General features: G+C 59.2%; 27 protein-coding genes. 22 read left to right on the top strand and 5 right to left on the bottom strand.

Going from position 1 to position 26,274, the window contains the following annotated elements; translation table 11 throughout:
- Positions 1 to 21: 21 nt before the first annotated feature.
- From ACTG3T_RS12670 to adk, 8 genes are all read left to right on the top strand, one after another.
- Positions 22 to 411 (top strand): DUF4845 domain-containing protein, encoded by a 390-nt coding sequence (locus ACTG3T_RS12670; RefSeq protein WP_439102643.1) that lies wholly within the window; start codon positions 22 to 24, stop codon positions 409 to 411.
- A complete protein-coding gene (gene rnc, locus ACTG3T_RS12665) occupies positions 411 to 1,085 on the top strand; it encodes a ribonuclease III (RefSeq protein ID WP_439102642.1) in 675 nt (224 codons plus the stop codon). The genes ACTG3T_RS12670 and rnc overlap by 1 nt, the downstream gene beginning before the upstream one ends.
- A complete protein-coding gene (gene era, locus ACTG3T_RS12660; RefSeq protein ID WP_439102641.1) occupies positions 1,082 to 1,981 on the top strand; it encodes a GTPase Era in 900 nt (299 codons plus the stop codon). The genes rnc and era overlap by 4 nt, the downstream gene beginning before the upstream one ends.
- Before the next feature lie 21 nt (positions 1,982 to 2,002).
- On the top strand, positions 2,003 to 2,782 hold the full coding sequence (recO, locus tag ACTG3T_RS12655; RefSeq protein WP_439102640.1) for a DNA repair protein RecO: 780 nt from the start codon (positions 2,003 to 2,005) through the stop codon (positions 2,780 to 2,782).
- A 55-nt stretch (positions 2,783 to 2,837) separates the two neighbouring features.
- Positions 2,838 to 3,734: a cysteine synthase CysM gene (gene cysM, locus ACTG3T_RS12650; protein WP_439102639.1), complete on the top strand. Its 897-nt coding sequence runs from the start codon at positions 2,838 to 2,840 to the stop codon at positions 3,732 to 3,734.
- 4 nt (positions 3,735 to 3,738) lie between these two features.
- Entirely contained in the window at positions 3,739 to 5,973 is a 2,235-nt protein-coding gene (relA, locus tag ACTG3T_RS12645; protein ID WP_439102638.1) for a GTP diphosphokinase, read from the top strand.
- Between the two features lie 42 nt (positions 5,974 to 6,015).
- Positions 6,016 to 6,849 carry a nucleoside triphosphate pyrophosphohydrolase gene (gene mazG, locus ACTG3T_RS12640; protein WP_439102637.1) on the top strand — a complete coding sequence of 278 codons (834 nt, stop codon included), beginning with the start codon at positions 6,016 to 6,018 and terminating at the stop codon, positions 6,847 to 6,849.
- Between the two features lie 121 nt (positions 6,850 to 6,970).
- Positions 6,971 to 7,618: an adenylate kinase gene (gene adk / locus ACTG3T_RS12635; protein WP_439102636.1), complete on the top strand. Its 648-nt coding sequence runs from the start codon at positions 6,971 to 6,973 to the stop codon at positions 7,616 to 7,618.
- Positions 7,619 to 7,628: 10 nt separating this feature from the next.
- Here the strand turns inward: adk and ACTG3T_RS12630 are convergent, their stop codons facing one another.
- Entirely contained in the window at positions 7,629 to 8,282 is a 654-nt protein-coding gene (locus tag ACTG3T_RS12630) for a molybdenum cofactor guanylyltransferase (protein WP_439102635.1), read from the bottom strand.
- Between the two features lie 17 nt (positions 8,283 to 8,299).
- Here ACTG3T_RS12630 and tsaB point away from each other — a divergent pair, with 17 nt between their 5' ends.
- From tsaB to trpS, 5 genes are read left to right on the top strand one after another with little or no spacing between them, the layout of a single operon-like run.
- Positions 8,300 to 9,019, top strand: coding sequence for a tRNA (adenosine(37)-N6)-threonylcarbamoyltransferase complex dimerization subunit type 1 TsaB (gene tsaB / locus ACTG3T_RS12625; protein ID WP_439102634.1), 720 nt, complete (start codon positions 8,300 to 8,302; stop codon positions 9,017 to 9,019).
- Positions 9,016 to 9,816 carry an undecaprenyl-diphosphate phosphatase gene (locus ACTG3T_RS12620; RefSeq protein ID WP_439102633.1) on the top strand — a complete coding sequence of 267 codons (801 nt, stop codon included), beginning with the start codon at positions 9,016 to 9,018 and terminating at the stop codon, positions 9,814 to 9,816. The genes tsaB and ACTG3T_RS12620 overlap by 4 nt, the downstream gene beginning before the upstream one ends.
- A 20-nt stretch (positions 9,817 to 9,836) precedes the next feature.
- A complete protein-coding gene (locus ACTG3T_RS12615) occupies positions 9,837 to 10,733 on the top strand; it encodes an NAD(P)-dependent oxidoreductase (protein ID WP_439102632.1) in 897 nt (298 codons plus the stop codon).
- Positions 10,733 to 12,028 carry a M18 family aminopeptidase gene (locus tag ACTG3T_RS12610; protein ID WP_439102631.1) on the top strand — a complete coding sequence of 432 codons (1,296 nt, stop codon included), beginning with the start codon at positions 10,733 to 10,735 and terminating at the stop codon, positions 12,026 to 12,028. Before ACTG3T_RS12615 ends, ACTG3T_RS12610 begins: the two co-directional genes overlap by 1 nt.
- A gap of 49 nt (positions 12,029 to 12,077) precedes the next feature.
- Positions 12,078 to 13,085, top strand: a complete 1,008-nt coding sequence (gene trpS / locus ACTG3T_RS12605) for a tryptophan--tRNA ligase (RefSeq protein WP_439102630.1) — start codon at positions 12,078 to 12,080, stop codon at positions 13,083 to 13,085.
- Positions 13,086 to 13,093: 8 nt separating this feature from the next.
- Here the strand turns inward: trpS and ACTG3T_RS12600 are convergent, their stop codons facing one another.
- Entirely contained in the window at positions 13,094 to 15,184 is a 2,091-nt protein-coding gene (locus ACTG3T_RS12600) for a TonB-dependent receptor (protein ID WP_439102629.1), read from the bottom strand.
- Between the two features lie 189 nt (positions 15,185 to 15,373).
- On the opposite strand from ACTG3T_RS12600, the gene udk reads away from it, so the two are divergent.
- From udk to ACTG3T_RS12560, 8 genes are all read left to right on the top strand, one after another.
- The gene (udk, locus tag ACTG3T_RS12595) at positions 15,374 to 16,045 is read left to right on the top strand and encodes a uridine kinase (RefSeq protein WP_439102628.1); all 672 of its coding nucleotides are present in this window, start codon (positions 15,374 to 15,376) and stop codon (positions 16,043 to 16,045) included.
- A complete protein-coding gene (locus tag ACTG3T_RS12590) occupies positions 16,042 to 17,274 on the top strand; it encodes a NupC/NupG family nucleoside CNT transporter (protein WP_439102627.1) in 1,233 nt (410 codons plus the stop codon). Before udk ends, ACTG3T_RS12590 begins: the two co-directional genes overlap by 4 nt.
- A gap of 79 nt (positions 17,275 to 17,353) precedes the next feature.
- Positions 17,354 to 18,451, top strand: a complete 1,098-nt coding sequence (gene purC, locus ACTG3T_RS12585; RefSeq protein ID WP_439102626.1) for a phosphoribosylaminoimidazolesuccinocarboxamide synthase — start codon at positions 17,354 to 17,356, stop codon at positions 18,449 to 18,451.
- 3 nt (positions 18,452 to 18,454) lie between these two features.
- Positions 18,455 to 19,207, top strand: coding sequence for a sulfite exporter TauE/SafE family protein (locus ACTG3T_RS12580; RefSeq protein ID WP_439102625.1), 753 nt, complete (start codon positions 18,455 to 18,457; stop codon positions 19,205 to 19,207).
- Positions 19,208 to 19,309: 102 nt separating this feature from the next.
- Complete coding sequence (locus ACTG3T_RS12575; RefSeq protein ID WP_439102624.1) at positions 19,310 to 19,729, top strand: TIGR01244 family sulfur transferase; 420 nt, start codon at positions 19,310 to 19,312, stop codon at positions 19,727 to 19,729.
- Positions 19,730 to 19,790: 61 nt separating this feature from the next.
- The gene (locus tag ACTG3T_RS12570; protein ID WP_439102623.1) at positions 19,791 to 21,122 is read left to right on the top strand and encodes an amidohydrolase; all 1,332 of its coding nucleotides are present in this window, start codon (positions 19,791 to 19,793) and stop codon (positions 21,120 to 21,122) included.
- Positions 21,119 to 21,838 (top strand): NUDIX hydrolase, encoded by a 720-nt coding sequence (locus tag ACTG3T_RS12565; RefSeq protein WP_439102622.1) that lies wholly within the window; start codon positions 21,119 to 21,121, stop codon positions 21,836 to 21,838. Before ACTG3T_RS12570 ends, ACTG3T_RS12565 begins: the two co-directional genes overlap by 4 nt.
- A gap of 4 nt (positions 21,839 to 21,842) precedes the next feature.
- A complete protein-coding gene (locus ACTG3T_RS12560) occupies positions 21,843 to 22,544 on the top strand; it encodes a cytochrome b/b6 domain-containing protein (RefSeq protein ID WP_439102621.1) in 702 nt (233 codons plus the stop codon).
- A gap of 104 nt (positions 22,545 to 22,648) precedes the next feature.
- On the opposite strand, the gene ACTG3T_RS12555 is transcribed toward ACTG3T_RS12560, so the two are convergent.
- From ACTG3T_RS12555 to ACTG3T_RS12545, 3 genes are all read right to left on the bottom strand, one after another.
- A complete protein-coding gene (locus tag ACTG3T_RS12555) occupies positions 22,649 to 23,149 on the bottom strand; it encodes a c-type cytochrome (RefSeq protein WP_439102620.1) in 501 nt (166 codons plus the stop codon).
- Positions 23,150 to 23,249: 100 nt separating this feature from the next.
- The gene (locus ACTG3T_RS12550; protein WP_439102691.1) at positions 23,250 to 24,239 is read right to left on the bottom strand and encodes an NmrA family NAD(P)-binding protein; all 990 of its coding nucleotides are present in this window, start codon (positions 24,237 to 24,239) and stop codon (positions 23,250 to 23,252) included.
- A 3-nt stretch (positions 24,240 to 24,242) separates the two neighbouring features.
- Positions 24,243 to 25,391 carry an acyl-CoA dehydrogenase family protein gene (locus ACTG3T_RS12545; RefSeq protein ID WP_439102619.1) on the bottom strand — a complete coding sequence of 383 codons (1,149 nt, stop codon included), beginning with the start codon at positions 25,389 to 25,391 and terminating at the stop codon, positions 24,243 to 24,245.
- A 178-nt stretch (positions 25,392 to 25,569) separates the two neighbouring features.
- On the opposite strand from ACTG3T_RS12545, the gene ACTG3T_RS12540 reads away from it, so the two are divergent.
- On the top strand, positions 25,570 to 26,274 hold a 705-nt coding region (locus ACTG3T_RS12540; RefSeq protein ID WP_439102618.1), incomplete at its 3' end, for an aldehyde dehydrogenase family protein.

The raw sequence follows: 26,274 nt of genomic DNA, 5'->3' as shown, positions 1-26,274 counted from the left end.
TGCCTTATCGAGGGCTCGGCTATGAAAACAAGCAACAGACAGCAAGGCATGAGCATGCTTGGCATGCTGATTATCGCCGCTATGGTGGGGTTCTTCGTGATGTCCGGCATTCGCATTGCGCCGGGTCTCATCGAGTATCAGACTGTTCGTGCTTTGGTTAGTGAGGCGGCGGAGAATTTCGATGACGAGCAGGACACCATTGCGGATATTCGCCGGCAGCTTTCCGGAAGCTTCAGCATGAATCAGATCAAATCCATTGGACCTCGTGATGTGAAGATCACCCGGGAAAGTGGCAAAGTGATGTTGAACGCCAACTACGAAGACCGCATTCCGCTTTTCTGGCGCTTCGATGCGGTCGTTAAATATGATGATCTGGTGTTCACCGCCGGTGAGCGTTACAGCGACGAGTGATGGACGCGCAGCAGTGGCTGGAGCGGCAGTTTGGCTGTCGGCTGAAAAACGACGCTTTATTGCACCAGGCCCTTTCTCATCGCAGTGTCGGGAGTCGTAACAATGAGCGTCTCGAATTTCTCGGCGACTCGGTGCTTGGCTACGTGGTAAGCGAAGAGCTTTACCAGCGCTTTCCCGACGCGGACGAGGGGCAGTTAAGCCGCCTGAGGGTGTCGCTGGTAAAAGGCAGCGCTCTTGCCGAGGTGGCGCGGGAATTGACTCTCGGAGAACAATTGCGCCTTGGGGTGGGCGAGCGTCACGGTGGCGGTCGCCGTCGCAATTCCATTCTGGCAGATTCCTTTGAAGCCATTTTGGGCGCCATTGTCCTCGACTCAGGTATTGAGGCCTGTCGCGCAGCGATTCTGAAGGTGTTCCACGCGCGCCTGGAGGGGTTGAAGTTGGAGCTTGCTCGCAAAGACCCCAAAACCCGGCTTCAGGAGTTACTTCAGGGCAGCGGGCGTCCTCTGCCGGAATACGTGCTTCGAAAAGCGACGGGGGAGGATCATGCCCGTATATTTACCGTCGCCTGTGAGCTTGCCGATGGTAAGGAAGTGGCGGAGGGCGTTGGTGACAGTCGACGCGCCGCTGAGCAGGCAGCAGCGAGCGCTGTTCTTGATCAACTGGGGGAGCCATGAATAAAGAAACTCGCTGCGGTTACGTGGCCATTGTGGGGCGGCCCAACGTTGGCAAGTCCACCTTGCTAAATCATCTTCTGGGGCAAAAGCTGTCCATCACTTCCCGTAAGCCTCAAACGACCCGGCACCAGGTACTGGGGATCAAGACCACAGACAGGGCACAGATGCTGTTCGTGGATACTCCGGGGATTCACGGCGGTGAAGGCCGGGCGCTGAACCGCTTTATGAATCGCACTGCCGGTGCAGCAGTCGCAGCGGTGGATATTGTGGTGATGGTAGTGGACCGGGGGGAGTGGCGTGACGATGATGAGCGCGTGTTGGGTAGCTGCCTCGCCAGTGGTGCCCCCTTACTGCTGGTGGTCAATAAGATAGACCTGGAAGACAATCCCAACGCCATTTTACCCAGTCTCGAATCCCTGGCGCAGCGCGCTGATTTTGCCGCGTTGATCCCCCTGTCCGCCCTTCGCGCCCGCAACCTGGAGGTACTGGAGACAGAGATCGTCCAGCGTTTACCCGGGGGACCGTTCCTTTTCGAGGAAGACGAACTCACGGACCGCAGCACACGTTTTCTCGTCGCTGAAATTGTGCGCGAAAAAATAACCCGGCAGCTGGGCGATGAGCTGCCTTACTCCACCACCGTGGAGATCGAGGAGTACGGTCATGAAAACGGAATTGTGCACATTTCTGCGGTGATACTGGTGGAGCGCAAAGGGCAAAAAGCGATTCTCATCGGCCAGAAAGGCAGCCGTTTGCGCCAGATTGGAACGGATGCCCGGCAGGATATCGAGCGTCTTGTTGATAACAAAGTGATGCTTAATCTTTGGGTGAAAGTCCGCTCGGGCTGGGCCGATGATGAACGTGCGCTGCGAAGTCTCGGTTATGACGATGGACGCTGAGCGCACGCACCGGTCCCCCTGATGCGTGTTCAGCTCCAGCCCTGCTATTTGCTTCATCGGCGACCTTTTCGCGATAACAGCGAGCTTCTTGATGTGCTTACGGTGGAACAGGGTCGTCTGGGGCTGGTTGCCCGGGGCCTGAGCCGTCGCCGCCGCGGTGGCCCCCTGGGAGCGGTACTCCAGCCGTTTCGTCCCCTGTTGTTGAGCTATCAGGGGAAGGGCGAGCTCCTTACACTCACCGGAGCCGAGTCCGGAGGGGCGCTGACGCCGCTCCATGGGGATGCTCTGCTCAGCGCTTTCTATCTCAATGAATTGCTGCTCCGGCTGCTCCAGCGTTTTGAAGAGCAGCCTGCCATATTCACGGCCTATGGCGCCGCCATCGGAGATCTGTCCGACGCCGCGAACAACGAGCGGGATCGAACAGCGCTGGAATCTGCACTGCGACGCTTTGAGTTTCGTCTCCTTGAAGAGCTCGGTTATGCCGTTAATCTCGACGTTGATGCTTCCCGGGGAACTCCCATTCGTGAGGATGGCTACTACTCGCTGGTATCGGAGTATGGACTGCGGGAGATTGCCCTGGGCGCGCAAGGAGGCGCAAGCAGTTTTACCGGTGCGCAGATTATCGCCATCGCAGAGGGGCGCTTTGACGGCGAAAACGGTCCGGCGGCGAAGAAAATGGTCAGAGTCCTGCTGCAGCCGCATCTGGGAAATACGCCCCTTCGCACCCGGAGCATGTTTGACACGGCGCGGCCGCAGCCGTCCCCGGACGGTGGCAATCGCGATGTCGCTGACATAAGGTGACGCCGGATTTGAGCGCTACTACACAGCGTTTTGCAGAACAGTTTTAGGAATTGCTATGCCCGATTATCCGACTATTGAGGCCTGCATCGGTGACACCCCACTGGTACGCCTGCAGCGCCTGCCGGGGGACACCAGCAATGTGCTACTGGCGAAGCTGGAGGGCGACAACCCCGCAGGCTCGGTGAAGGACCGCCCGGCAATGACCATGATTGCTGAAGCGGAGGCGCGCGGGGACATCACGCCCGGTGACACTATTATCGAGGCAACCAGTGGTAACACCGGTATTGCCCTGGCCATGGCCGCGGCGGTCCGCGGTTATCGCATGCGTCTGATTATGCCCGCCACGGCGAGCAGCGAGCGGAAACAGGCCATGCGGGCCTACGGCGCCGAGCTTATCGAAGTAAGCGGCGAGGAGGGCATGGAAGGGGCGCGAGATCTTGCCCATGCTATGCGGGATGCGGGGGAGGGTATTGTGCTTGATCAGTTTGCCAACCCCGATAATCCCCTTGCCCACTACCGGGGCACCGGCCCTGAGCTCTGGCGTCAGACTGATGGCCAGATCACCCACTTTGTGAGCTCTATGGGTACCACGGGAACGATTATGGGCTGCTCGGCCTACCTGAAAACTCAAAACCCTGATGTCGAGATTGTCGGATTACAGCCCACGGAGGGGGCCAGTATCCCCGGTATCCGGCGCTGGCCTCAGGCCTACCTTCCCAAAATTTTTGAGCCGGCCCGGGTGGATCGCGTGCTGGATATCAGTCAGGACGAGGCGGAAGTCACTATGCGGGCCCTGGCTCGCGAGGAAGGCATTTTTTGTGGGGTCTCCGCCGGAGGAGCCGTCGCAGGCGCTCTGCGGGTATCTGCACAAGTCGAGAACGCGACTATCGTGATGATCATCTGCGATCGCGGTGACCGCTATCTCTCCACCGGCGCTTTCGACAAGAGCTGAGGTCATGGTAAGAGTCCGGGAGCAAAGCTATTTTTCCAGTGATGGCGTCGCTGATGGTGAAGCCTGGCTTGCGCAGCTTCCCCAGGCAGCTGCGCTGTCTCAAAGCAGCACGGATCGGCTTCGCCGCGCTCTCGAAGTGCTCCATCAGGCATCTCAAACGCCGGCGATCGATACCCGGGACTGGCCCCGGAACCAGGATTGTGAATGGGCGGGCATCGAGTCTGCGCAGATTCTCGCGGAGCTGCGGGTCGGCGTCGATTGTCTTATCGCCGGTTTGCTTTATCGCGCGGTGCGCGAGCAGCGACTGGACCTGGACGAGGTGGAAAAAGACTTCGGCAAAAAGGTTACCAACCAGCTTCGCGGCGTCTTGCGTATGGCCGCCATCGCTGACCTGCGTAATCCCAGTGATACAGCAGTGCTGGGAGAGGCGGAGCGCCAGCGGGACAATATCCGCAAGATGCTGGTGGCGATCGTGGACGATGTGCAGGTGGCTCTCATCAAGCTCGCCGAACGCACCTGTGCAATCCGCGCGGTAAAAAGCGATAAGACCCGCCAGGAAATCGTCGCCCGGGACGTGTTTGATGTCTACGCCCCCCTGGCGCACCGTCTCGGTATCGGTCATCTCAAGTGGGAACTGGAGGATCTCTCTTTCCGTTATCTGTATAACGACTCCTACATGCGTATTGCTCGTCTCCTTGACGGCAAACGACTTGAGCGCGACCGATTCATTACGCGGGTGAGTGAGCAGTTGCGTGGGGTGCTCGGGGGCGCCGGCATAGAATTTGAGATCAGTGGGCGTTCCAAACACATCTACAGTATCTGGCGAAAAATGCAGCGCAAGGGCATTGGCTTCTCCCAGGTCTACGATATCCGTGCCCTGCGGATTCTGGTCCCGGAACTCAAGGACTGCTACGCGACGCTGGGCCTTGTGCACGGTCTGTGGCGGAACATTCCCAACGAATTTGACGACTACATTGCCAGCCCCAAGGAAAACGGTTACCGCTCGCTGCACACAGCCGTCATAGGCCCCGAAGGCAAAATTCTGGAAGTGCAGATCCGCACCCACGAAATGCACGAAGAAGCGGAGCTGGGTGTCTGCGCCCACTGGCGTTACAAGGGAACGGATACCCGGCCCGGTTCGGGCTCAAGCTATGATGAGAAGATCAACTGGCTTCGTCAGGTTCTGGATTGGCATGAAGAGAGCGGCGATGCGGTCAGCGTTGAGGAACAGCTGAAGTTCGATGTTGCCCAGGATCGGGTTTATGCCTTTACCCCCCGGGGAGATGTGGTCAACCTGGCCAGCGGCGCTACACCCCTGGATTTTGCCTATCACGTGCATACAGAGGTGGGGCATCGCTGCCGGGGAGCAAAGGTCAACGGACAGATTGTGCCCCTTACCCACAGCCTGCAAACGGGAGACCGGGTGGAAATACTCACCGGCCGTGAGAACCGTCCCCGGCGTGACTGGCTGCAGTCCGGGCTGGGGTATCTTCAGACGCCTCGCGCCCGGGCAAAGGTTCAGGCCTGGTTTAAAAGTCAGGCCCGGGAAGAAAACGTCGATGCGGGAAGGCAGCTTCTGGAGCGTGAGTTCCGGCGTCTGGCACTGACCAGTGTGGACTACAAGCGCATCGCGGTGCGTCTCAGTGTGCCCACAGTGGACGATATGTATGCCGCCGTGGGCGCCGGCGACCTCTCGGCGTCCCAGGTCGTCAACGCGGCGGAGACCCTCATCGGCAGCAAACCCCAGCCGGAATTGCGCGTCAGTCGGCCCACGGGTGGGCGCAAGCGCAATGCCGTTCAGGTGCAGGGGGTGGGCAATCTTTTGACCAATATCGCGGGCTGTTGCAAGCCGGTTCCCGGCGACGGGATTACCGGTTTTATCACGCAGGGGCGCGGGGTCAGCATTCACCGTGAGGACTGTCCTCGCGTACTGAAAATTTCCGAGCAGAACCCCGAGCGTGTGATTGATGTGGAGTGGGGCGGTACGCCCGATGAACGCTTCGAGGTGGATATCGCCATCGAGGCCTATGATCGCCAGGGACTGTTACGGGATGTCACATCCATGTTCGCCAACGCCCGCATCAATGTGCTCTCTATCCAAACGCAGACAAACCGCAAGGCGCATGCAGCCGCTATGCGTCTCACGGTCGAGGTTGGCGATCTGGGGTCCCTGGCCAAACTCCTGGAACGTCTCAACCGGCTCAAGAACGTGATCTCGGCCCGTCGCGTGAGCACCTGAGGCCGGCTTCTCCGCCGAGCGCTCTGAAACGGAGTAACAACCTTGAACGACTCGCACTATACCCTTACGAATCTGCTGCGCATCATGGAACGCCTGCGGGATCCGGAGCACGGCTGTCCCTGGGATGTGCAGCAGAGTTTTCAAAGCATCGTGCCCTCTACTCTCGAGGAGTGTTACGAGCTGGCGGCGGCGATTGAAGCCGGCGATTATCCCCATGTGGAAGACGAACTTGGTGACGTGCTGTTTCAGGTGGTGTTTTATGCGCGCCTCGGTCAGGAGCAGGGCCTCTTCAGCTTTGATTCCGTGGTTCATGGTCTGGCGGAGAAGCTGCTGCGCCGCCATCCTCACGTGTTCGCCGATGGTCAAATAGAGGGGGTCGTCAGCGAACGCGACAAACTCCAGGGGGGCAGTGCGCAGAGCACTGCCGCGGTCAAGGAGCAGTGGGAGGCGATCAAATCCAGGGAGCGGGCGTCGCGGGCCCAGTCGGGAGCCCTGGACGACGTGCCCCTCGCGCTGCCGGCGCTGCCCCGGGCACAAAAGCTGCAAAAACGTGCTTCACGGGTGGGCTTTGACTGGCCGGGGGTAGACCCGGTGCTGGATAAAGTCGATGAGGAGTTGCAGGAGTTGCGTGAGGCACTGGCGCAGAACGACAAAAGCGCCATGGAAGATGAGCTCGGCGACCTCCTGTTTACCGTGGTGAACCTGTCCCGCCATCTGAAGTTGGACGCCGAGGCGGCGCTCCGTCGTGCCAGCAGTAAGTTCGAGCGTCGTTTTTGCAACATGGAAGCGCGCTGTGCGGCTACTGGACAGGCTTTGGAGGCGTTGGACGGAGCGGCCATGGAACTCCTCTGGGAGCAGGCAAAAGCGTCGGAGTAGCGCACAGATCTTCGACTAAAGGCTGCTTGTTTCCCCCTGTTGCTGCCGGTATGGTGTCCGGCTCGGCGTGGGCAAGCCTGCGGGCCGAAGAATTACCCCTTTTAAAAAAACGAGGACGTCCATGCGATTGATTCTGCTCGGAGCTCCCGGTGCCGGTAAAGGCACTCAGGCTCAGTACATTACCGAAGCCTTTGGCATTCCTCAGATATCCACGGGCGATATGCTCAGGGCCGCGGTGAAGGCAGGCACGGAGATGGGTCTGAAGGCCAAAGCGATTATGGATACCGGCGGGCTGGTATCCGACGACATTATTATCGGCCTGGTGAAAGAGCGAATCGCGGAGCCCGATTGTGCCGGCGGTTGTCTTTTCGATGGCTTTCCGAGGACGATTCCCCAGGCCCAGGCTATGGTGGATGCCGGTGTGACCATCGATCACGTTATTGAAATCGCCGTGGACGACGAGGAAATTGTTAAGCGTCTCAGCGGTCGTCGGGTGCATCCGGGGTCAGGCCGTATCTATCACATCGAGCATAATCCTCCGAAGGTGGATGGTGTGGACGACGAGACCGGCGAAGCGCTGGTCCACCGCGACGATGATCTGGAAGAAACCGTGCGCAAGCGCCTGGCGGTGTACCAGGAGCAGACCCGCCCGCTGGTGGATTTTTACAGCAGCATGAGTGGTGAGGACGCGCCCGCATGCCACTTCATTGAAGGGGTAGGCAGCGTTCAGGAAATCCGTGCGAAGGTCGTGGCAGCGCTGGGCGGCTAGACCTTAGCACTCAGGGTCGCAGATCTTCGGCCCTGTTTACATTCAGAAATTCAGCCTCCAGCGCATTGCTAAACTCCAGCGTTGCAACCTTGTGCGTCGCGTACCAGCGGCGTACCGCATAATCACGGTTGTCGAGTTGCGCGCTTGCGCCGTCAAGTACAGACAGTCGCAGCGCCGCGCAGAGATAGTGTTTCTGTCCCCCGCAACTCGCGTAGACGATCTCCTTTTTTGGCTGGCTGTCTAGCGCCTCCAGGAGTCTTTTTGGCACCTCTGCGGTGAGTCGGGGCATATCGCAGGGGAGGAGAAGCAGGCGATCGTAGTTACCGTCCCGGGGCAACGCGGCAGCGAGGGCCTCTATGCCCGCAAGAGGGCCGGCGAGCTCCGGCCGCAGGTCCTTCAGGACCGTGCCCAGTCCGAGGTGCCGGTACTGTGCGAGGTTCCGGTTGGCGCTGATAAAGCGACGCTCACAAAGCGCCTCGAGGCTCTGAAGGGCGCGCGTGACCGCCATTTGCCCGTCTACGCTAAGCAGGCCTTTGTCTGAGCCTCCCATTCTCCGTCCAGCGCCTCCGCACAGCACCAGACCCACAACGCCGGACCCGGCACCGCGAAAGTTCGCAGCGCCGTCCGGAGATGGAGATTGTGTGGGATAATTCGCCTTCACCATGATTAGATCTTACTGACTTGTCCCGCCTTCTTGCCATTGATACCGCGACTGACGCCCTGAGCCTTGCGCTTTGGGACGGACAGGCGTGCCAATCCATACACCGTGTCATGCCGCGGCAGCATCAGCAAATGTTGTTCACGCTTCTGGATGAGCTCCTGGCGGGTCGAAAACTCGCAGAGCTTGAGCTCGATGCCATCGTCTACGGACGGGGCCCCGGTTCTTTTACCGGACTGCGGATTGCCGTCAGCGCGGCCCAGGGGTTGGCCTTCAGCCTGGGGACACCCGTTGTCGGAGTATCCAGCCTCGAGACCCAGCTGCGCAGCTTTCTGCGCCAGGAACCCTTCGAAGCTTCCGCGATGATTCTGAGTTGCATTGATGCACGTATCGGGCAAATCTACGGGCAGTGGTTTAGCTTTGATGGGGCAGAACTGCTGGCGCTGGGTGAGGCGTTCGTGGCGCCTCCCGAGGCAGTAGAGAGGCCGAGCCACGACTCTGCGAGGGAGCTTCCCTGGCTGGCGGTGGGCAGCGGTGCTGCCTTTGTGCATGAGATGTCACCGGTCCTGCAGGATCGCCTGACGCCCTGGCCGAAGGTGCTCCCCGAGGCTCAGGATATGCTGGAAACCGCAAGGCGGGCACTCGTAGCAGGGCAGGGGCAGGAACCCCTGTTGGCAGCCCCGGATTATGTGCAGACCCGCATCGGCTGGAAGACCCTGGCAGAGCAGGGCCGGAGCGCATGATTGAGTGGTGGCAGGCCGCCCTGCTGGCGCTGTTGCAGGGCCTCACGGAATTTTTACCCATTTCCAGCTCCGCGCACCTGCTGCTGCCATCAATGTTGCTGGGGTGGCCGGATCAAGGCCTCGTCTTTGATGTGGCGGTACACGTCGGCACACTCACCGCGGTAAGCCTTTATTTTTGGCGGGACCTCTGGGTGCTGGCTGAGGGGGGCTGGGATGCGCTGCGCGCAGGACAGATGAACGAGCACAGCCGGGAGATTCTGTATCTTGCGCTGGCAACGGTGCCAGCGGTGATCGTTGGTTTTGCGCTCAATGATGTGATGGATTCTTTGCGCAGCCTGCCGGTCATCGCAAGCACAACGATTCTTTTTGCCCTGCTGCTGGCCTATGCGGACCGTCGGGTGGGAACAGTTCCCAGTGATAATGTGGGAAACTGGCGCGTAGCTCTGATGATTGGCTGCGCCCAGGCCATTGCGCCGATTCCCGGAACGTCCCGCTCAGGGATAACAATAACCGCCGGACTCTTGCTGGGCCTGTCCAGGCACGCGGCGGCGCGCTTTTCTTTTCTCCTGTCTATTCCCATTATTCTCGGTGCGGCGCTGTTGAAGGTATCAGACCTCCTGGGCGCCGACACGGCTGTGGATCTACCCCTGGTGCTGCTGGGAACCGCCACCGCGGCGGTCAGTGCCTATGGCTGCATCGCGCTGTTTTTACGTCTTATCGAGGCAGTGGGCATGCTGCCCTTTGTTATCTACCGTCTGCTGCTGGGTGCCGTGTTGTGCCTCCTGTGGTGGACCTGAGTCAGGAGATTATTGCTTCCATGAAAGTGGCTTTTTTGGGTTTGGGCGTGATGGGGTTTCCCATGGCAGGGCATCTCGCAAAAGCGGGATACGAGGTTTGTGTCTACAACCGCACGGCGAGTAAAGCAGAGCTGTGGAGTAACACTTTTAGCGGCCGCATGGCACACACACCGGCGGAGGCAGCGCGTGGCGCCGACATCGTGGCTCTCTGTGTAGGCAACGATGATGACGTCCGTGAAGTCGTTAGTGACAGCGATGGCGTGTTTGACGGCATTGCCGCCGGCGCGGTGATCGTTGATCACACCACGGCTTCGGCGGCCCTGGCCCGGGAGCTTGCCACCCTGTCCACGGCCCGGGACGTCGGGTTTGTGGATGCGCCGGTAAGCGGCGGCCAGGCGGGTGCTGAAAATGGGGCACTTACGGTGATGGCCGGTGGGGCGCCGGATGCCTTTAAAAAGGCCCTGCCGGTGATGGAAAGCTATGCAAAGTGTGTGCGCCTGCTGGGCGCCAGCGGTGCAGGGCAACTGGCAAAGATGGTCAACCAGATTTGTATCGCCGGCGTGGTGCAGGGCCTGTCCGAGGCGCTGCTGTTCTCGGAGCACGCCGGTTTGGACTCGGCGGCCGTGATCGAGGTTATCAGCCAGGGTGCGGCACAGTCCTGGCAGATGGAAAATCGCTACAAGACCATGCTGGCCGGCGAGTATGAGCATGGTTTCGCGGTGGATTGGATGCGTAAGGACCTGTCCATTGTGCTCAGCGAGGCACAGCGTCTGGGTCTTGATCTACCCATAACCACTTTGGTGGATGGATTTTATGGTGATGTTCAGGCCATGGGCGGTGCCCGCTGGGATACCAGTAGCCTGCTTGCTCGCCTCATGGATCAGCACTCGGAAGTCAGCAGTAAGGATAAGCTTTAATGAGCAAGGAAGCGTTTAACGAGGGGCTGCTGGCGTTTTTGTCGGAGGCCACGACCCCATTTCACGCCGTGGAGGCTATGTCGCGACGGCTTCGCGAGGCTGGCTTTGCGCCCCTCGACGGGGACAACAAACCCTCGCCGGGCAGTGGTGGGGTGTTCTATGAGCAGGGGGGGAGCATTATTGCTTTGCGCCCCGGGAGCGGGCCTTTACTCGAAAGCGGAGTGCGCATGGTGGGAGCCCACACGGACAGCCCCTGTCTCATGGTGAAACCGCAGCCGGAGCAGCGCAGTATGGGCTACCTGCAGCTAGGCATTGAGGTCTATGGCGGTGCACTCTTAAACCCCTGGTTTGACCGTGATCTATCCCTCGCTGGCCGTGTGAGTTATCAGGACGAGAGCGGCGCTGTGGCAACGACCCTGGTGGATTTTCGGGACCCCATCGCCGTGGTCCCCAGTTTGGCGATTCATCTGGACCGGGAAGCGAATAAAAACCGCAGCGTGAATGCCCAGCTGCAGATGGCGCCATTGTTATCGCTGAATGATGACGAGTTTTGTCTCCGGGATTTTTTGCGATCCCATTTGCGTGAGCGTGATCTGCAGGTCACGGAGGTTCTCGATTACGAGCTGTGCTTTTACGATACGCAGCCGCCGGCGCAACTTGGCCTCAAGGGGGAGTTCATCGCATCAGCACGACTGGATAATCTGTTGTCCTGCTACACCGGGCTTCAGGCGCTGGTACAGTCCGACGGATCCCAGTGGTCGCTCCTGATCTGCAATGATCACGAGGAGGTGGGCTCCTGCTCCGCGTCCGGTGCCCAGGGCCCAATGTTGCAGCATTTTCTTCAGGGTTTACTCCCTGATGCGGGCAGGCTGCCCCTGCTGATGCAGCGGTCTATGATGATCTCTGCGGATAATGCCCACGCTGTGCACCCCAGCTATCCGGACAAACACGATGAGCAGCATGGTCCCATGCTGAACGGCGGTCCGGTGATCAAGGTTAATGCCAGTCAGCGCTACGCGACCTCCAGTGATGGGGCAGCGCTGTTTCGACTGCTCGCCCGACAGGAATCTGTGGAGGTGCAGAGTTTTGCCATGCGCGCGGACATGGCCTGCGGCAGTACCATCGGCCCCATCACGGCGGGGGAACTCGGGGTGACAACATTGGATATCGGTGTTCCCACCTTTGCCATGCACTCCATCCGCGAGCTTGCCGGGAGTGACGATGCCTGGGCGTTGCAACGGGTGTTGAGCGCTTATTACCGTCAACCGGTACCGCTTTTTGCAGGCCCGCGATGAACAGCATTAACCAGGGTCCCCGGACCGACGATTTTTTGAGGAGACAAGTATGAGCGTGCGACGCGTTCTCACGGGTATCACCACCACGGGCACCCCCCACCTGGGCAATTATGTGGGGGCCATTCGCCCGGCGATAGCGGCAGCGAAGTCCGACAACAACGAGTCTTTCTTTTTTCTGGCGGACTATCACGCCCTGATTAAATGCAGTGACCCGGAGCTGGTGCAGCGTTCGGCGCTGGAAATCGCCGCCACCTGGCTGGCTCTGGGGCTGGATACATCGCGCGCGGTTTTTTATCGGCAGTCGGACATTCCCGAGATCGCCGAGCTGACCTGGATTCTCAACTGCAGCGCTGCCAAGGGGCTCATGAATCGGGCCCATGCCTATAAAGCCGCCGTGCAGGCCAATGAAGAGAATGGCGATGACCCGGATTTTGCGGTCACCATGGGCTTGTTCAGTTATCCCGTGCTCATGGCCGCCGATATTCTGATGTTCCGCGCCCATGATATTCCCGTGGGCCGCGACCAGATTCAGCACGTGGAAATGGCGCGGGACATCGCGCAGCGCTTCAATCACAACTACGAGGAACTCTTCGTGCTGCCCGAGGCGCGGGTAGACGACGATGTTGCGGTGCTTCAGGGCCTGGACGGCCGGAAGATGAGCAAGAGCTATAACAACACGATTCCGCTTTTTGACAGCGAGAAACGCCTGAAAAAGGCGATCAACAAAATCAAAACAAACCTGTTGGAGCCCGGCGACCCGAAGGATACCGCTGATTCCACCGTGTTCCAGCTCTGGTGTGCCTTTGCGGACAAGGCGGCTATCGCATCCATGGAGCAGGCCTTTGCCGACGGCATTGCCTGGGGTGAGGCCAAGAAGCAGCTATTTGAATTGATTAATGAAGAACTTAGGGGGCCGCGAGAGGAGTACGAGCGGCTCATCGCTGACCCGGGCCATATCGAAGCGGTGCTGCGTCAGGGTGCCGATCGGGCGCGGGAGCAAAGTGTTCCCCTGATTAACAAGGTCCGCGCGGCGGTGGGTATCCGTCCCATGGCCTAGGAGCTGTTTTACTCCGGCCGGTAAGCAAACTCCAGGAAGACGCCGCGGGGCTGGCCCACAAAGTATCGATAGGAACCAAAGCCGAAGTCAGCGCGCTCGGCGTAGTCTTCGTCGAGCACATTGGTAACTCGCAGGGTGGTGCTGAAGTCCCTGTTCAGATCCATCGCCACACGCAGGTTAAGGAGCTCGTGACCTTCATATTCGTGCTGGTTATCGGGCTCCAGGTAATAGCTGCCCATATGTACCCACTCCAACTCTGCGCGCAGGTCACGGTTGTTCACCGTCAGGTCGCGACCAAAACGGGCGCTGCCAAAATGCCGGGGGGCGGTATCAATATCGTTGCCCTCAATATCCAGCCGGGAGCCCAGAAGATTAGCGGCGCTGTCATAGCGGTGCCGCGCCACATTACCATCGATGCCGGCGTACCAGCCTGACTGACCGGTCCAGTACACGCTAAATTCAACGCCCTCGTGGCGGGTCTTGGCGCCGCTCACATTTTGCCGGTCAGCGTCCTGAAAGATCACGTCCTCTTTGCGCATGCTGTAAATCGATGCGTCATAGCTGAGGGCGCCGAGATTGCCGCGCATCCCCAGGTCAACACTTGTGATGGTTTCACTGTCCAGCTCCGCGACTTCCTGTCCGGATTGGAGGCGATAGAGCTCGGCTGCCTGAGGCGGACGAAAGCCCTGGGCGCCTCGAAGGTAAACGCGATGGGAATCGCTCAGGGCATAGGTAAGTCCCAGGTTGACGCTGCCGTTGCTGAAATCGTCCTCACGATCCGCAGGACGGAAGAAACGACAGTTACTGGCCTCCGGTGCGCAGGCAGACCCGTCGGCCGTCTGGTTGTTGTAATCGTAGCTGTTTTCTTCGAGGCGCAGCCCTGCAGCGAGTCCCCAGCGAGATGTCAGCTGCCAGTTTCCCTGAGCGTAGAGTGCTGCCGAAAGCGCATCGACCTCGTAATCATAGTGAACGCCGATTGGCTGGTTGGGACTGAAGTCATCATCCTGCACTTCGCGCAGCCAGCCGCGGGTGGCATCGATATCCACACCGGTGCGCCAACTGAAGCCTTCATTGCTGTCGCTGAGTGCTACCCGCAGCCCCAGGCTTTCCTGGCCATTCTTCTCCGTTGCCTGCCACGGCAGGAAGTGCTGGAGGAACTCCATGGTGGTCCGTCGGACGTAGGGCGTGATACTCAGGTGCCCCAGGTTGGTGTCTCGCTGCCAGCGGCTGTAGGCCCGCAATGCAAAACTATCGCGATAGGCTTCGGGGTTCGGATTCACTGTCTTCAAATCGGGATCTTTGTAGGCCTCAAAGCCGGCGACAAACCCGGAAGTTTCCTGGTTCAGATTCGTCGCCTCCAGTGCGTTGGTGACTTCCCATTGCTCACCGATGAAATCGTGGCGTAAGGTCAACTTCTGTTGATCGAAGCCGGCATTGTCTTTGTAGCCGCCGTCGGCGACCCCATTAAAGTACGCGCCTAAGGCATGGTCACCGTGTCGTGCCCGAAACTCTCCCCGTACCCGGTAGTAATCGTCGGGGCCCGCCTCAACGGCATAGGCGTTTTCCGGGCCCTGGCGTGGGTCTGCGGTGAGCGTATTGATGACGCCGTGCACCGCGTTTGCTCCGTACACCGCGGTACCAGGCCCCCGGATGACCTCGATGGCGCCCGCTTGTTCGCTGTTGACATCAAACAGCTGGTTGACGTTACAGAAGCCCGGGGCGCGGAGGCTGATGCCATCCCAGGCGGTATAAAAGGCGCCGCAGCCCCCGCTGCCGGTGAGTACCGGGGAGCGAAGCGCCACCAGGCTCTCCTGGCCGTTTCCGCGGGATATCCAGGTGCCGGGTGCTCGTTGCATGATCTGGTTGATATGCACGGCACCGGTGAGCTTTAAGGCTTCATCGTCGATACGCGCCCAGGGCAAAGCGAGATTTAAGCCGACCTCCGGTTCCCTGCTGGCACTGACGATGACCTGTTCGATACGTGAGGCTGCCTGCTCGCTACTCTGAGCGGCGGTTTGCGCGGTCGCTGCCAGAATCCCAGCCAGAAGACCGGAGAGTGAGAAAAATGTTCGAGTGGTAACAAAGGGAGTGCGGGTCATGGATGTGTCCTTGAGCTTCGCGCCGCAGTGTAACGGAGGCCGGCTGTGGCCCCAAGTCGCCTTACCTGGGCTGGAGGGGGTCGTTGCCCATGGTGGAAATAGTCCGGCAAAGGGGCTGCGGAGACTTGGGGTGATCCTTCCCAGGGGATAAACTGCGTCTCCACCATCCCAGTGAAAGGCCCGCGTCCAGTGCAGCCCTTTGTTATTGCCATCGCCGGTCCTTCGGGTTCGGGTAAAAGCCTATTCGCCGAGACGCTATGCGAGGAGCTGCGGCGAGACGCACCCCTGCTGGACGTGGTTCTCATCAAGGAGGATGCCTACTACCGTGATCAGTCCCATATGTCTCTTCAGGAACGGGAGAGCGTTAACTACGATCATCCGGATGCCCTCGAGCAGGATTTGCTCGCCAGCCATCTAAAAACCCTCAGCGCAGGTCAGGCGGTGGATGTTCCTATCTACGATTACACGGTTCACAGTCGCACCGCCGAGACGACAAGAGTGACCCCCGCGTCGGTGATCATCGTAGAAGGTATTCTGCTGCTGACCCACGCCGCGCTTCGCGACGCCTGCCATATCAAGTTTTACATGGATACGCCCCTGGATATCTGCCTGCTTCGGCGCATGGCCCGGGATATCAAGGAGCGGGGACGGAGTCTGGATTCCGTGACTGCGCAGTACCGCGAATCCGTGCGACCCATGTATCACGAGTTCATCCGCCCCAGCGTACGCCATGCCGACATGGTGATTACCCGGGGAGGGCGTAACCGCGTTGCACTGGATATCGTGCGCAACATGCTCCTCTCGGTGTCGCAGCAGTCGCGGTCAGAGGGGGCAGAGTCGCAGGAGGACAGTAGCTCGTGAGCGGCGCCCTGACTGCGTTGCTCGCGGTGATGGCGATCATCGTTTTCCTGTCCATCGCCTGGGCGCTATCCCTGGATCGCCGTGGTGTGTCCTTGAGAACCGTGGGCGGGGCGTTTCTATTGCAGGTGGCCATTGGCGGTCTGGCGCTTTACGTGCCGGCGGGGCGGGCGGTGCTGGAGTCACTCTCCACCGGGGTGGCTCGCATTATCAGCTACGGCCAGGCGGGTATCGATTTCGTATTTGGCGATATTGGTCGCTACGAGGTGGGTTTCGTATTCGCGTTTCATGTCCTGCCGATCATTATTTTCTTTTCTTCCCTGGTGGCGGTGCTCTATCACATTGGGCTCATGGGGTGGATTATCCGTATTCTCGGTGGTGCCTTGCAGCGACTACTGGGCACCAGTCCCGCCGAGTCCATGTCAGCCACAGCCAATGTGTTCGTGAGTCAGACCGAGGCCCCGTTGGTGATCAAACCCTATATTGCGTCCATGACCCGTTCCGAGCTCTTTGCGGTGATGGTTGGGGGTATGGCGACCGTTGCCGGCTCCGTGCTCGCGGGGTATGTCGCCCTTGGTGTGGAGATGCGTTATCTCCTCGCGGCCAGCTTTATGGCGGCGCCGGGAGGCCTGCTCATGGCCAAGCTTCTGGTGCCCGAGCAGCAGTCCGTGTCCCGCGCTGAAGACGCCCTGGATTTAAGTATCGAGCGCAGTGTCAACGTGTTTGACGCTGCGGCCACGGGGGCCGGCAGCGGCCTCTCCCTGGCCGTGAATATCGGTGCCATGCTGCTGGCCTTTGTGGGACTTATCGCCCTGGTAAACGGCCTTCTCGCAGGGCTCGGTGGGCTGTTGGGATGGGAGGCGCTGTCACTGGAGTTGCTGCTGGGGAATCTGTTTCGGCCCATCGCATTTCTTCTTGGCGTGCCCTGGGATGAGGCCGCGGTGGCGGGCAATCTTATCGGCCAGAAGCTGGTGCTTAATGAGTTCGTGGCCTTCGGTTCCTATTACGAAGACAAGGCCATGCTCAGTGATCATTCTCAGGCCGTGGTGTCCTTTGCGCTCTGTGGTTTTGCGAATCTCTCGTCCATTGCGATTCTTATAGGGGGTCTTGGAACGCTTGCACCGGAGCGGCGGCCGCTCATTGCCCAGCTGGGCTTACGCGCTGTGCTGGGCGGGTTTTTGGCGAATCTTCTCAGCGCGGCCATTGCCAGCTTTTTTCTGGCTTTAGCCTGAGGCGTCGTTCAGTCATGCGTCTGTTTTTTTTCCCCATCAGCTTCTGTGATTGTTTTGCGATGCACCACCGGGACCCCCTATGAGCGCTTCTTCGGTTTTAACCGTCAGCGATGACCTGCCTCTGGCGGTTGCGCGACCCGTGCACAGCGGTAAAGTACGCTCGGTCTACTTTTTACGTCCGGACGATTCCCAGCGTCTGATTCGTGAGCGGGGCTATGCGATCGCGCCCCAGAGCGATCTAGCGATCATGGTGATTTCTGACCGGCTTTCCGCCTTCGACTGCCTTTGGCGCAGTGACAGCTTTGAGGGCGTGCCCGGTAAGGGCGCGGCATTGAATGCTATCGCAGCGCACTGGTTCTCGACCTTTGATGCAAACGCTTTGATGCCCCATCACTTGCTGGAGATGCCCCATCCCATGGTCTGGATCGTCCGGCAGGCCAGACCCGTCATGATGGAGGCGATTGCGCGGCGCTACATTACCGGATCCCTCTGGCGGGCCTACGCGCGGGGTGAGCGTGTGATCGGCGGGGTCACGCTCCCCGATGGACTCAAACAGTTTCAGCGCTTAAGCGAGCTGCTCTTCACGCCGTCGACCAAGGGTGTTGTCCGCGATGTGCCCGGAGTCGCAGAGACTGACGATGCGCCTCTTGCCCCCGCGGCCCTGCGAGAATATTACCGCGCCTTTTCTTTACAAAGTGAAGCGCAGCTGGATGCCTGCGTAAGTGCGTTACGATCCGGATTCGAGATTATTGAGGATAAGCTGTCCGCAAGCGGGGACTTGTTGGTCGACACAAAGTTTGAGTTTGGTATCGCGCCATCACTGTCGGGCGGCGAGGAGCTCATCTACATGGACGAGGTCGGCACCCCGGACTCGTCGCGCATCTGGCGACGAGAGGACTGGGAGCGCGGCGAGCCCAGGGAACACAGTAAGGAGCAGTTCCGTGAAGCGCTATTGTCCTGGGTGGATGACCGGGACATGCTTCTGGATGCGCGGCGTATGGAGGAGCGCAGCAGCTACGCTCAAAGCCACGCGGTCCCCGACGAATTTTTCCTGGACCTGTCGGAAACCTATACCGCGCAGGCGGAAGGTATTTTGGGTGCGCCCTTGCCAAGGATGGATCGGCCCCGCGAGGCCATGCTGGATCTGATGAACGAGCAGTTCGGCCTGGTACCTTAAGTCGTGGTGCCGCTGGATCCGCTTTTCGTGCTGGTGGGTGTGCCCGCCGCAATGCTTTACGGCGTGGCCAAGGGAGGCTTTGGCGGCGCCGTGGCTATTCTTGCCGTACCCCTCATGGCACTGGTAATGCCGCCTTCCCAGGCCGCCGCTATTTTGCTGCCGGTGCTGGTGGTTATGGATATGGTCGTTGTGTACAGCTACCGGGGCCAGTTTGATAGGCTGGCCCTGCGCTTGTTGATTCCCGGAGCCTTGCTGGGTCTGCTTGCAGGTTACCTGCTGGCAGATGCGGTTAACGATGCCATGATGCGCTTGCTTGTGGGTGTGGTGGCCCTGGCTTTTGGCCTGCAGAGTCTGCTGGGTTGGCTGTCGTCTCTGGGTAAAGAGCACAACCGTACAGCGGCCACGCTGATTGGTGCCCTGTCAGGATTTACCAGTTTCAGCATTCATGCGGGCGGTCCGCCCTTCGCCATGTATCTCCTTCCCAAGCGCCTGCCGCCGCTGATCTATGCAGGAACCGGGGGGCTTTTTTTCGCCCTTGTGAACCTGATCAAACTTCCTGCCTATTACGCTCTGGGACAATTCGGGACCGACAATCTCTGGTACTCGCTGGCACTGGTGCCCGTCGCCCCTGTAGGTGTCTTGCTTGGCCGTAAGCTTGTGCAAATGTCGAATCCCGAGGTGTATTACCGGATTATCTCGGCGTTTCTCGTGGTCGTGGGCATCAAGCTGATTTTTGATGGCTATCAGGGCTTTTAGCGCAGAGGCAACCCCTCTCGGTGACGCTTCGACTGTTGTGGCCGTAACGGGCGATATATACTTTCACCACACGTCGGCAAACAAAAAGAGTAGACCTATCCCATGCAGGACAATCTTCGTTACATAAAACTCACAGATACCCTGGCGGCGTCGCCGCAGATCCTCGCTGAAGATATGCCAGCGGTTTCCGCCGCCGGCTTCAAGGTCGTCATTAACAATCGTCCTGATGGAGAAGCTATGGGTCAGCCCACTTCTGAGGAATTGCGCCAGGCCGCGGAGGCCGCCGGCCTTGAGTACTACTATTACCCTCTAAACGCTTTTAACTATCCCGGTGACGACCTTGCCGCGATGGCAGAGCTGTTCGATGATCCCCGTGGTGTTTTTGCTTTTTGCCGCAGCGGCACCCGCTCGAGTAATCTCTGGATAAGCAGTCGGAGCGGGGAAGCACAGGAGAAGGCACGTCAGCACGCCCAGCAGCTGGGTTTCGATGTGTCTATGTCCATGTCTGCGTCCATGGGCTAGCGCCTGTTCCGGTGCTTTCCCGTCGTCGCACTGACAACTTCACGGTAACGGAGAATTTTTTATGAAGCAGCCCCTAAAACGACAGCTACTGTCCCTGAGTCTGGCAGTGGGCCTGGGGTATTCGCAGCTTTCCCATGCAGATGCCTTAAGTGATGCAATTGCTGAAGACTACGATAGCCACCTGGGGGAGCTGTTTGTCTATTTTCATCAGAATCCCGAGTTGTCCTTTCAGGAAACTAAAACTGCCGCACGTCTCGCCGCAGAGCTTCGGGACACGGGTTTTGAGGTGACTGAAAGTGTGGGCGGAACCGGGCTGGTCGCGATTTTAGAGAACGGTCCGGGTCCCCTGGTAATGATGCGGGCGGATATGGATGGACTCCCGGTGGAGGAGAAGAGCGGCCTGGATTATGCGTCCACGGCCAAGCAGACCGATCCCGATGGCAACGAAGTTTTTGTGATGCATGCCTGTGGTCACGATGTCCATATCACGAGTCTTGTGGGAACGGCGCGGCAGATGATGGCGCGTCGCGATGAGTGGTCGGGTACTCTGATGCTCATAGGACAGCCCGCAGAGGAGCGAATCTCCGGCGCCGAAGCCATGATGGACGACAAGCTTTGGGAGCGCTTTGGACAGCCGGATATGGCGATGGCTTTTCATGTGACGTCCTCTATTCCCACCGGCAAGCTGTCCGCGGCCATGGGCGCGGCGTACTCGGGAGGCGACACCGTTGAAATCATTGTTCACGGCGTGGGTGCTCACGGGGCCTCACCCCATACGGGGGTCGATCCGGTGGTCCTGGGTTCGCAGATCGTGCTGGCTTTGCAGACAGTAGTAAGCCGGACATTGCCACCGCGGGATGCGGGCGTGATCACCGTAGGCGCCTTTCATGCAGGCACCAAGAACAACATTATTTCAGACCGCGCTGTCCTCAAATTGACAGTACGCAACGACGATCCTGAAACCCGCGAGTTATTGCTGGATGGTATTCGTCGTGTGGCGGTCAATATGGGGCGTGTTGCCGGGCTGCCCGATGACAAGCTCCCCGAGGTCATGGTCTCCGATGAATCGGTTCCGGTGACCGCGAATGACCTCGCTATGACCGGGCGTCTTCGTGATGTATGGCAATCGCGTTTTGGCAGCGATGTGCTTTGGGATAAAAAACGTAAAGGTATGGGTTCTGAAGATTTTCCCTTTTTCACGACGGACCCCTACATTCCCAGCACCTACTTTGCTGTGGGTGGCACGCCGCCGGAGGCCTTCAGTGCGGCGGCAGCCGGTGGCGAACCCGTGCCATCGCATCACTCACCACTGTTTAAAATTGCACCGAAACCCGCGGTGACTCTCGGTGTGGAGGCCACCGTTGTGGGTCTCATGGAACTCATGGGCAAATGAGTGTCCCCATTCGGCCGGCCAGCACCGTTGTGCTGCTCCGCGACGGTGAGCAGGAACTGGAAGTGTTGATGGTTCGCAGGAATCGTGCCCTGGCCTTTGCGGGCGGTTTCTGGGTGTTTCCTGGTGGTGCGGTAGATGAAGCAGACCGTACCCGCGGCGGTGACGACCCTGATGAGGCTGCGCGCTATGCTGCAGCTCGGGAAGCCGAGGAGGAGGCGGGGGTGTCGCCGGATCCCGAATCCATGGTCTTGATCAGTCATTGGACGACGCCCGTGGGCGAGCGCAAACGGTTTTCTACCTGGATCTTTGCCGGTGAGGTGGCGCCGGATTCTGAGGTAGTCATCGATGGTAGTGAGATTCATGATTACCAGTGGATCGGCGTGAAGCAGGCCCTGGAGACACATAGAGCGGGGGAGTTGCCCATGATGCCGCCAACCTTCATTACGCTCTGCGCCGTGGCGCGCTACAACACTGCATCGGAGGCTCTTGCGGGAGAGCGGGAAACGCCCTGTCCCCGGGTGCTGCCGCTGTTGGTGCCTCTGAAAAATAAGGGTGAAGGTGAGGGTGGTTTTGCAACCCTCTATCCGGGTGATGCCGCCTACGAAACTGGTGACCTGGAAGTCGAAGGTCCGCGGCACCGTGCGTTTTTGTCCAACGCCAGCTGGCAGTACCAGTACGTCGACGTCACCGAGCCCCCCTTGTACCCTCAGGATTAGCGCCGTGCCCTCTGTTCGAACGCAGAACCATAGAGATACCCCATCGCCAGACTATGTGCTCTGGGACCTGCCGGTACGCCTTATTCACTGGCTCATATTTTTGCTCCTTCCTGCCAGTTGGTGGACAGCAGAGGAGGGGTATCAGGAAGTGCATCAGTGGCTGGGGCTTACGCTCCTGGTCGCGGTCGTTACTCGCTTATGCTGGGGGCTCGTAGGCTCCCCCCAGTCCCGGTTCCGTGACTTTTTGCGGGGTCCTTCAACGGTGGTGGCGTACTTTCGCGGGGCTCCCAGCGCAACGCCGGGACACAATCCTGCGGGCGGATGGTCTGCCATGCTCCTGTGGGTATTGCTCCTGGCGCAGGCGCTGACGGGAACGGTTAACTCTGATGATGTGCTGTATACCGGCCCTTTCTACTATGTGTTTGATAGCGGTGTGAGCGATTCCCTCGCTGCCTATCATGAGACGATTTTTAATGTGCTCCTGGGCTTCATAGCACTTCACGTGCTGTCAGTGATTTACTACGAGCGCTTACGGAAACAGCGTCTTCTGAAGCCCATGGTGGTGGGTAAGGCGGAAGGTCGCAAGGGTACCGGTCCGGCGCAGCCGGCCTACAAAGCGCTGATTATCGCAGTGCTGGTTGGGGGAATGCTTTTCGCGCTTCTCGAGCTGGCTCCCGCGCCCCCCGCCTCGGAATACTACTGGTAGCGAAGGCTTTCATTGCCCTTGCACCAATTTCTTAGTACATGCCCCGCGGTAGGGAGAGGCTGTGGGAAGAGCGCCCAAGATCGGGCGCTCGCGATCAGCCTGACTCAGTACAGGTAGTCCTTCGCCTTGTATTCGTCGTGACAGGCTTTACAGGCTCCACCGGTGTCCTTGATGGCGCCACCGATTGCTCCCCGGTCCCCAGTCTTGGCTGCGGCAAGGAGGTCTTCAGATGCGGACTGGAGCGCCGCATACTTTTCGAGAAAATCGTCGGTGTTCTCCCAGATCTCCGGCTTGGCTCTCGTTGTGCCTTTATCGGAGCCGGGGCCAAAGGCCCGTGCAACATCAACGCTGGCGACCGCCGCAAAATCCTCGGCCAGGGCGAGCATTTTGTCGTCATCCCAGGGCATATCGCCCTTAACCATCGCCGCCATGGGGCCAAAATTCATGGCAATCAGCGTAAAATAGGACTGACGATAGGATTGCATCGCTTCTTCTTTTACAAGGTGCGACAGGGCCAGGGGCGCTGCGCTTAGCGTGATAACAGCGAGGCCCGTGGCCAGCAATTTTTTAGGGACGAGATTCTTAGAAACAATATTTTTCGACATGGAACTTCTCCTGGGCGATGTCAGTAATAACTACGTACCGGTTTAATAGAACCTTAATGAGAGCGCTTCTGCAAGGGCAGCAATGGCTCACTCGCAGGCGTCAGCGGAATACCGCCTGATCTCCAAGGGATTGATCCGTCGCGCCGGCGAGCTGTGCGCGGTAACTGTCTTCAAGGGTAATGGTGCCAAATTCCGGTGTCGCCTCAGCGTCGTAGGCCCCCTCGTCCTCATTCCAGTGGAGCATGGACTCGGTGGCGTAGTAGTGGCCAATGCGAACAAACTCTGCCTTGTCAGCAATGGTTTTTGAAAACCGCCCCGGCAGGTCAAGGAGAGCGGCGATACCCTGAAGCAGCTTTGGGCTGACGCTTTTTGTGCGCAGAGGCTGCCCGGTAAGCCGTGATAGAAGCTGCGCCTGTTCCAGGGGTGACAGGGCGGGACCTGGACCTCCGATGGCCCGTACACCGTTCAAGTTATCTGATTCCAGGGTCAGCCGGATGAATTGCGCGAGGTCGGATTCCGCGATGGGTTTGCAGCGCGTCAGCGTCCCGTCGCCAAACATCAGAAAGGGTTTGCCACGACTCACCCGTTGGAGCTGGCCGCTGAGCGATTTAAAGAAGGCCGTGGCCCGCACGCTGCTGAAAGACAGCCCGGAGGCCGCCAGCTCCTCTTCGAAACGTAACTTGGCAAATTGAAAGGCCAGTTTCGGTTTTTGCACGCAGATCGCGGAGAGTAACGTGAAGTGTTGAACGTCTGTCTTCAGCGCCCATTGCAACAGATGATGATTGGCCAGATAGTCAACCTGGTGACTGTCAGCCACGCCGCCACTGCGACTGGCGATGCAGGAAACCAGGGCGCTTACGTGCCAGCCTTTGAGGGCACCGTCCAGACCATCGGGGTTCTGCAGATCTGTGGGGAGCAAATGAAGCGAGCCCGTTGCACATGTTGAGGCGAAAGCCCGCAGCCCCTCGGAGGCATCGCTGGACAGGTCGCGCACCGGACACACGAGAGCATAGTCGTTTGACAGCAACTCCCGGGCGACCCGGGTGCCGATGTAGCCGGTGGCGCCGGCGAGAAGAACCCTGTGCTTCAGGCTCTAGCGCCCCAGCATCGTGCGCGCAACCAGTTCGCGCATGATTTCTGATGAGCCACCGTAGATGCGCTGGATGCGGGCATCGGTGTAGAACCGGGAAATCGGGTACTCCACCGTATAACCGTAGCCACCAAAGAGCTGCAGGCAATCGTCAATGGTGCTGCACTGCATTTCACAGGAGGCCAGCTTGAGCATCGCCGCTTTATCAGCCGTCAATGCGTCCTGCGCGTATTCGTCAGCACACTGCTCGTAGAGCGCCCGGTTCAGACCGATCTGGGTTTTGACGTCAGCCAGCTTGAAGCGCGTGTTCTGAAATTCGCCAATGCTTTGACCGAAGGCCTTGCGTTCTTTTACGTAGTCCACGGTGATGTCCAACGCGCCTTCTGCTGCGCCCACAGCCTGGGCAGCAATACCCAGACGCTCCCGGGGCAGCTCCTCCATCATGATGACAAAGCCGCGGTTTTCCTCACCGAGGAGCGCGTTGGCGGGAAGGCGAACATCCTGGAAAAACAGCTGTGCCGTGTCTGAGGTGTGCTGACCGATTTTCTCGATCTTGCGGCTTTTTTCGAAGCCGGGAAGAGTGGTATCTACCAGGAAGAGCGAAGTCCCTTTCGCTCCCTTGCCGGGGTCGGTGATCGCAGCCACTACAACGATGTCAGCATGGATGCCGTTGGTGATAAAGATTTTGGATCCATTAAGTATCCATTCATCGCCGTCACGAACCGCGCTGGTGCGAATGCCCTGCACATCAGATCCTGCACCGGGCTCTGTCATCGCCAGGGCGCCGAAGGCTTCGCCGCTGACCATCTTGGGCAACCACTGTTGCTTCTGCTCGTCAGTGCCATGGCGACTGATGTAAGGCGCCACGATGTTTGAGTGTATGCCGTAGCCTGTGGCAATACCGCCAAAGCCCATGCGCGACAACTCTTCGATGAGCATCAAGGTGACGTGGGGCGCGGTGCCGGCGCCGCCATAGGCCTCGTCAACATCGGGGCAGAGGAGGCCAGCGGCACCCAAGGTGTTCCAAAACTCCCGGGGCACGAGATGATTTTCTTCCCAGGTTTCGAAGTGAGGCCCGATTTCCTGTTCGAAGGCGCGGCGCGCCATATCGCGAAAAAGGGTCATTTCATCGCTGGCGATGTCCATGTTCATGGTGCTGTTCCTCAAAAACGGTGTTATTAACCGCACATATTGTGGTGGATACCCCCGGTGTGTGCAAGGAACAGGGTCTGGCGAATCCCACACCCAAGAGGTGCTTTTTCTGAGACGCTGCGGTGCTAAACTCCTGTCTCGGATTTTTGAGCACCATCACAATAACGGAGTAAATCCTATGCGCGAACATCTTAAGTTTTACATCAACGGCGAGTGGGTTGACCCCGCAGTACCGAAGCCCTTCGACGTGATCGATCCGGCGCACGAAACCGTCTGCGCCCGCATCTCTCTGGGGTCGGAGGCGGATGTAGATCGCGCCGTGGCGGCGGCAAAAGCGGCTTTTGCGACTTACGGTATGAGCAGCCGAGAGGAGCGCATCGCGCTGTTGGAGCGCTGCATAGAAGTCTATCAATCGCGCTATCACGATATTGCCGAGGCGATTCGAACCGAAATGGGCGCGCCCAAAGGTCTGGCAGAGACGGCGCAGGCACACACGGGAATGGGACATATGCAGCAAGCGCTGGATGTCCTGCGCAATTACGATTTTGAAGAGGACCTGGGGCCGCACCGTGTTATCAAGGAGCCTATTGGTGTCTGCGGCATGATCACACCGTGGAACTGGCCCATTAATCAGATTGCCTGCAAGGTGGCGCCAGCGCTGGCGGTGGGTTGTACCATCGTACTCAAGCCCAGCGAAATTGCGCCCCTGTCCGCACAGATATGGGCAGAGGTCATGCACGAGGCAGGCGTGCCCGCGGGCGTGTTTAACCTGGTGAACGGTGATGGACCTACCGTGGGTGCGGCATTGTCCAGGCACCCCGATGTGGACATGATGTCCTTCACCGGTTCCACGCGAGCGGGAACTCAGGTCGCCATGAATGCC

The sequence above is a fragment of the Congregibacter sp. genome, from assembly GCF_965660375.1.
GTDB lineage: Bacteria > Pseudomonadota > Gammaproteobacteria > Pseudomonadales > Halieaceae > Congregibacter.
This window is presented reverse-complemented; position numbering and strand designations above follow the sequence as displayed.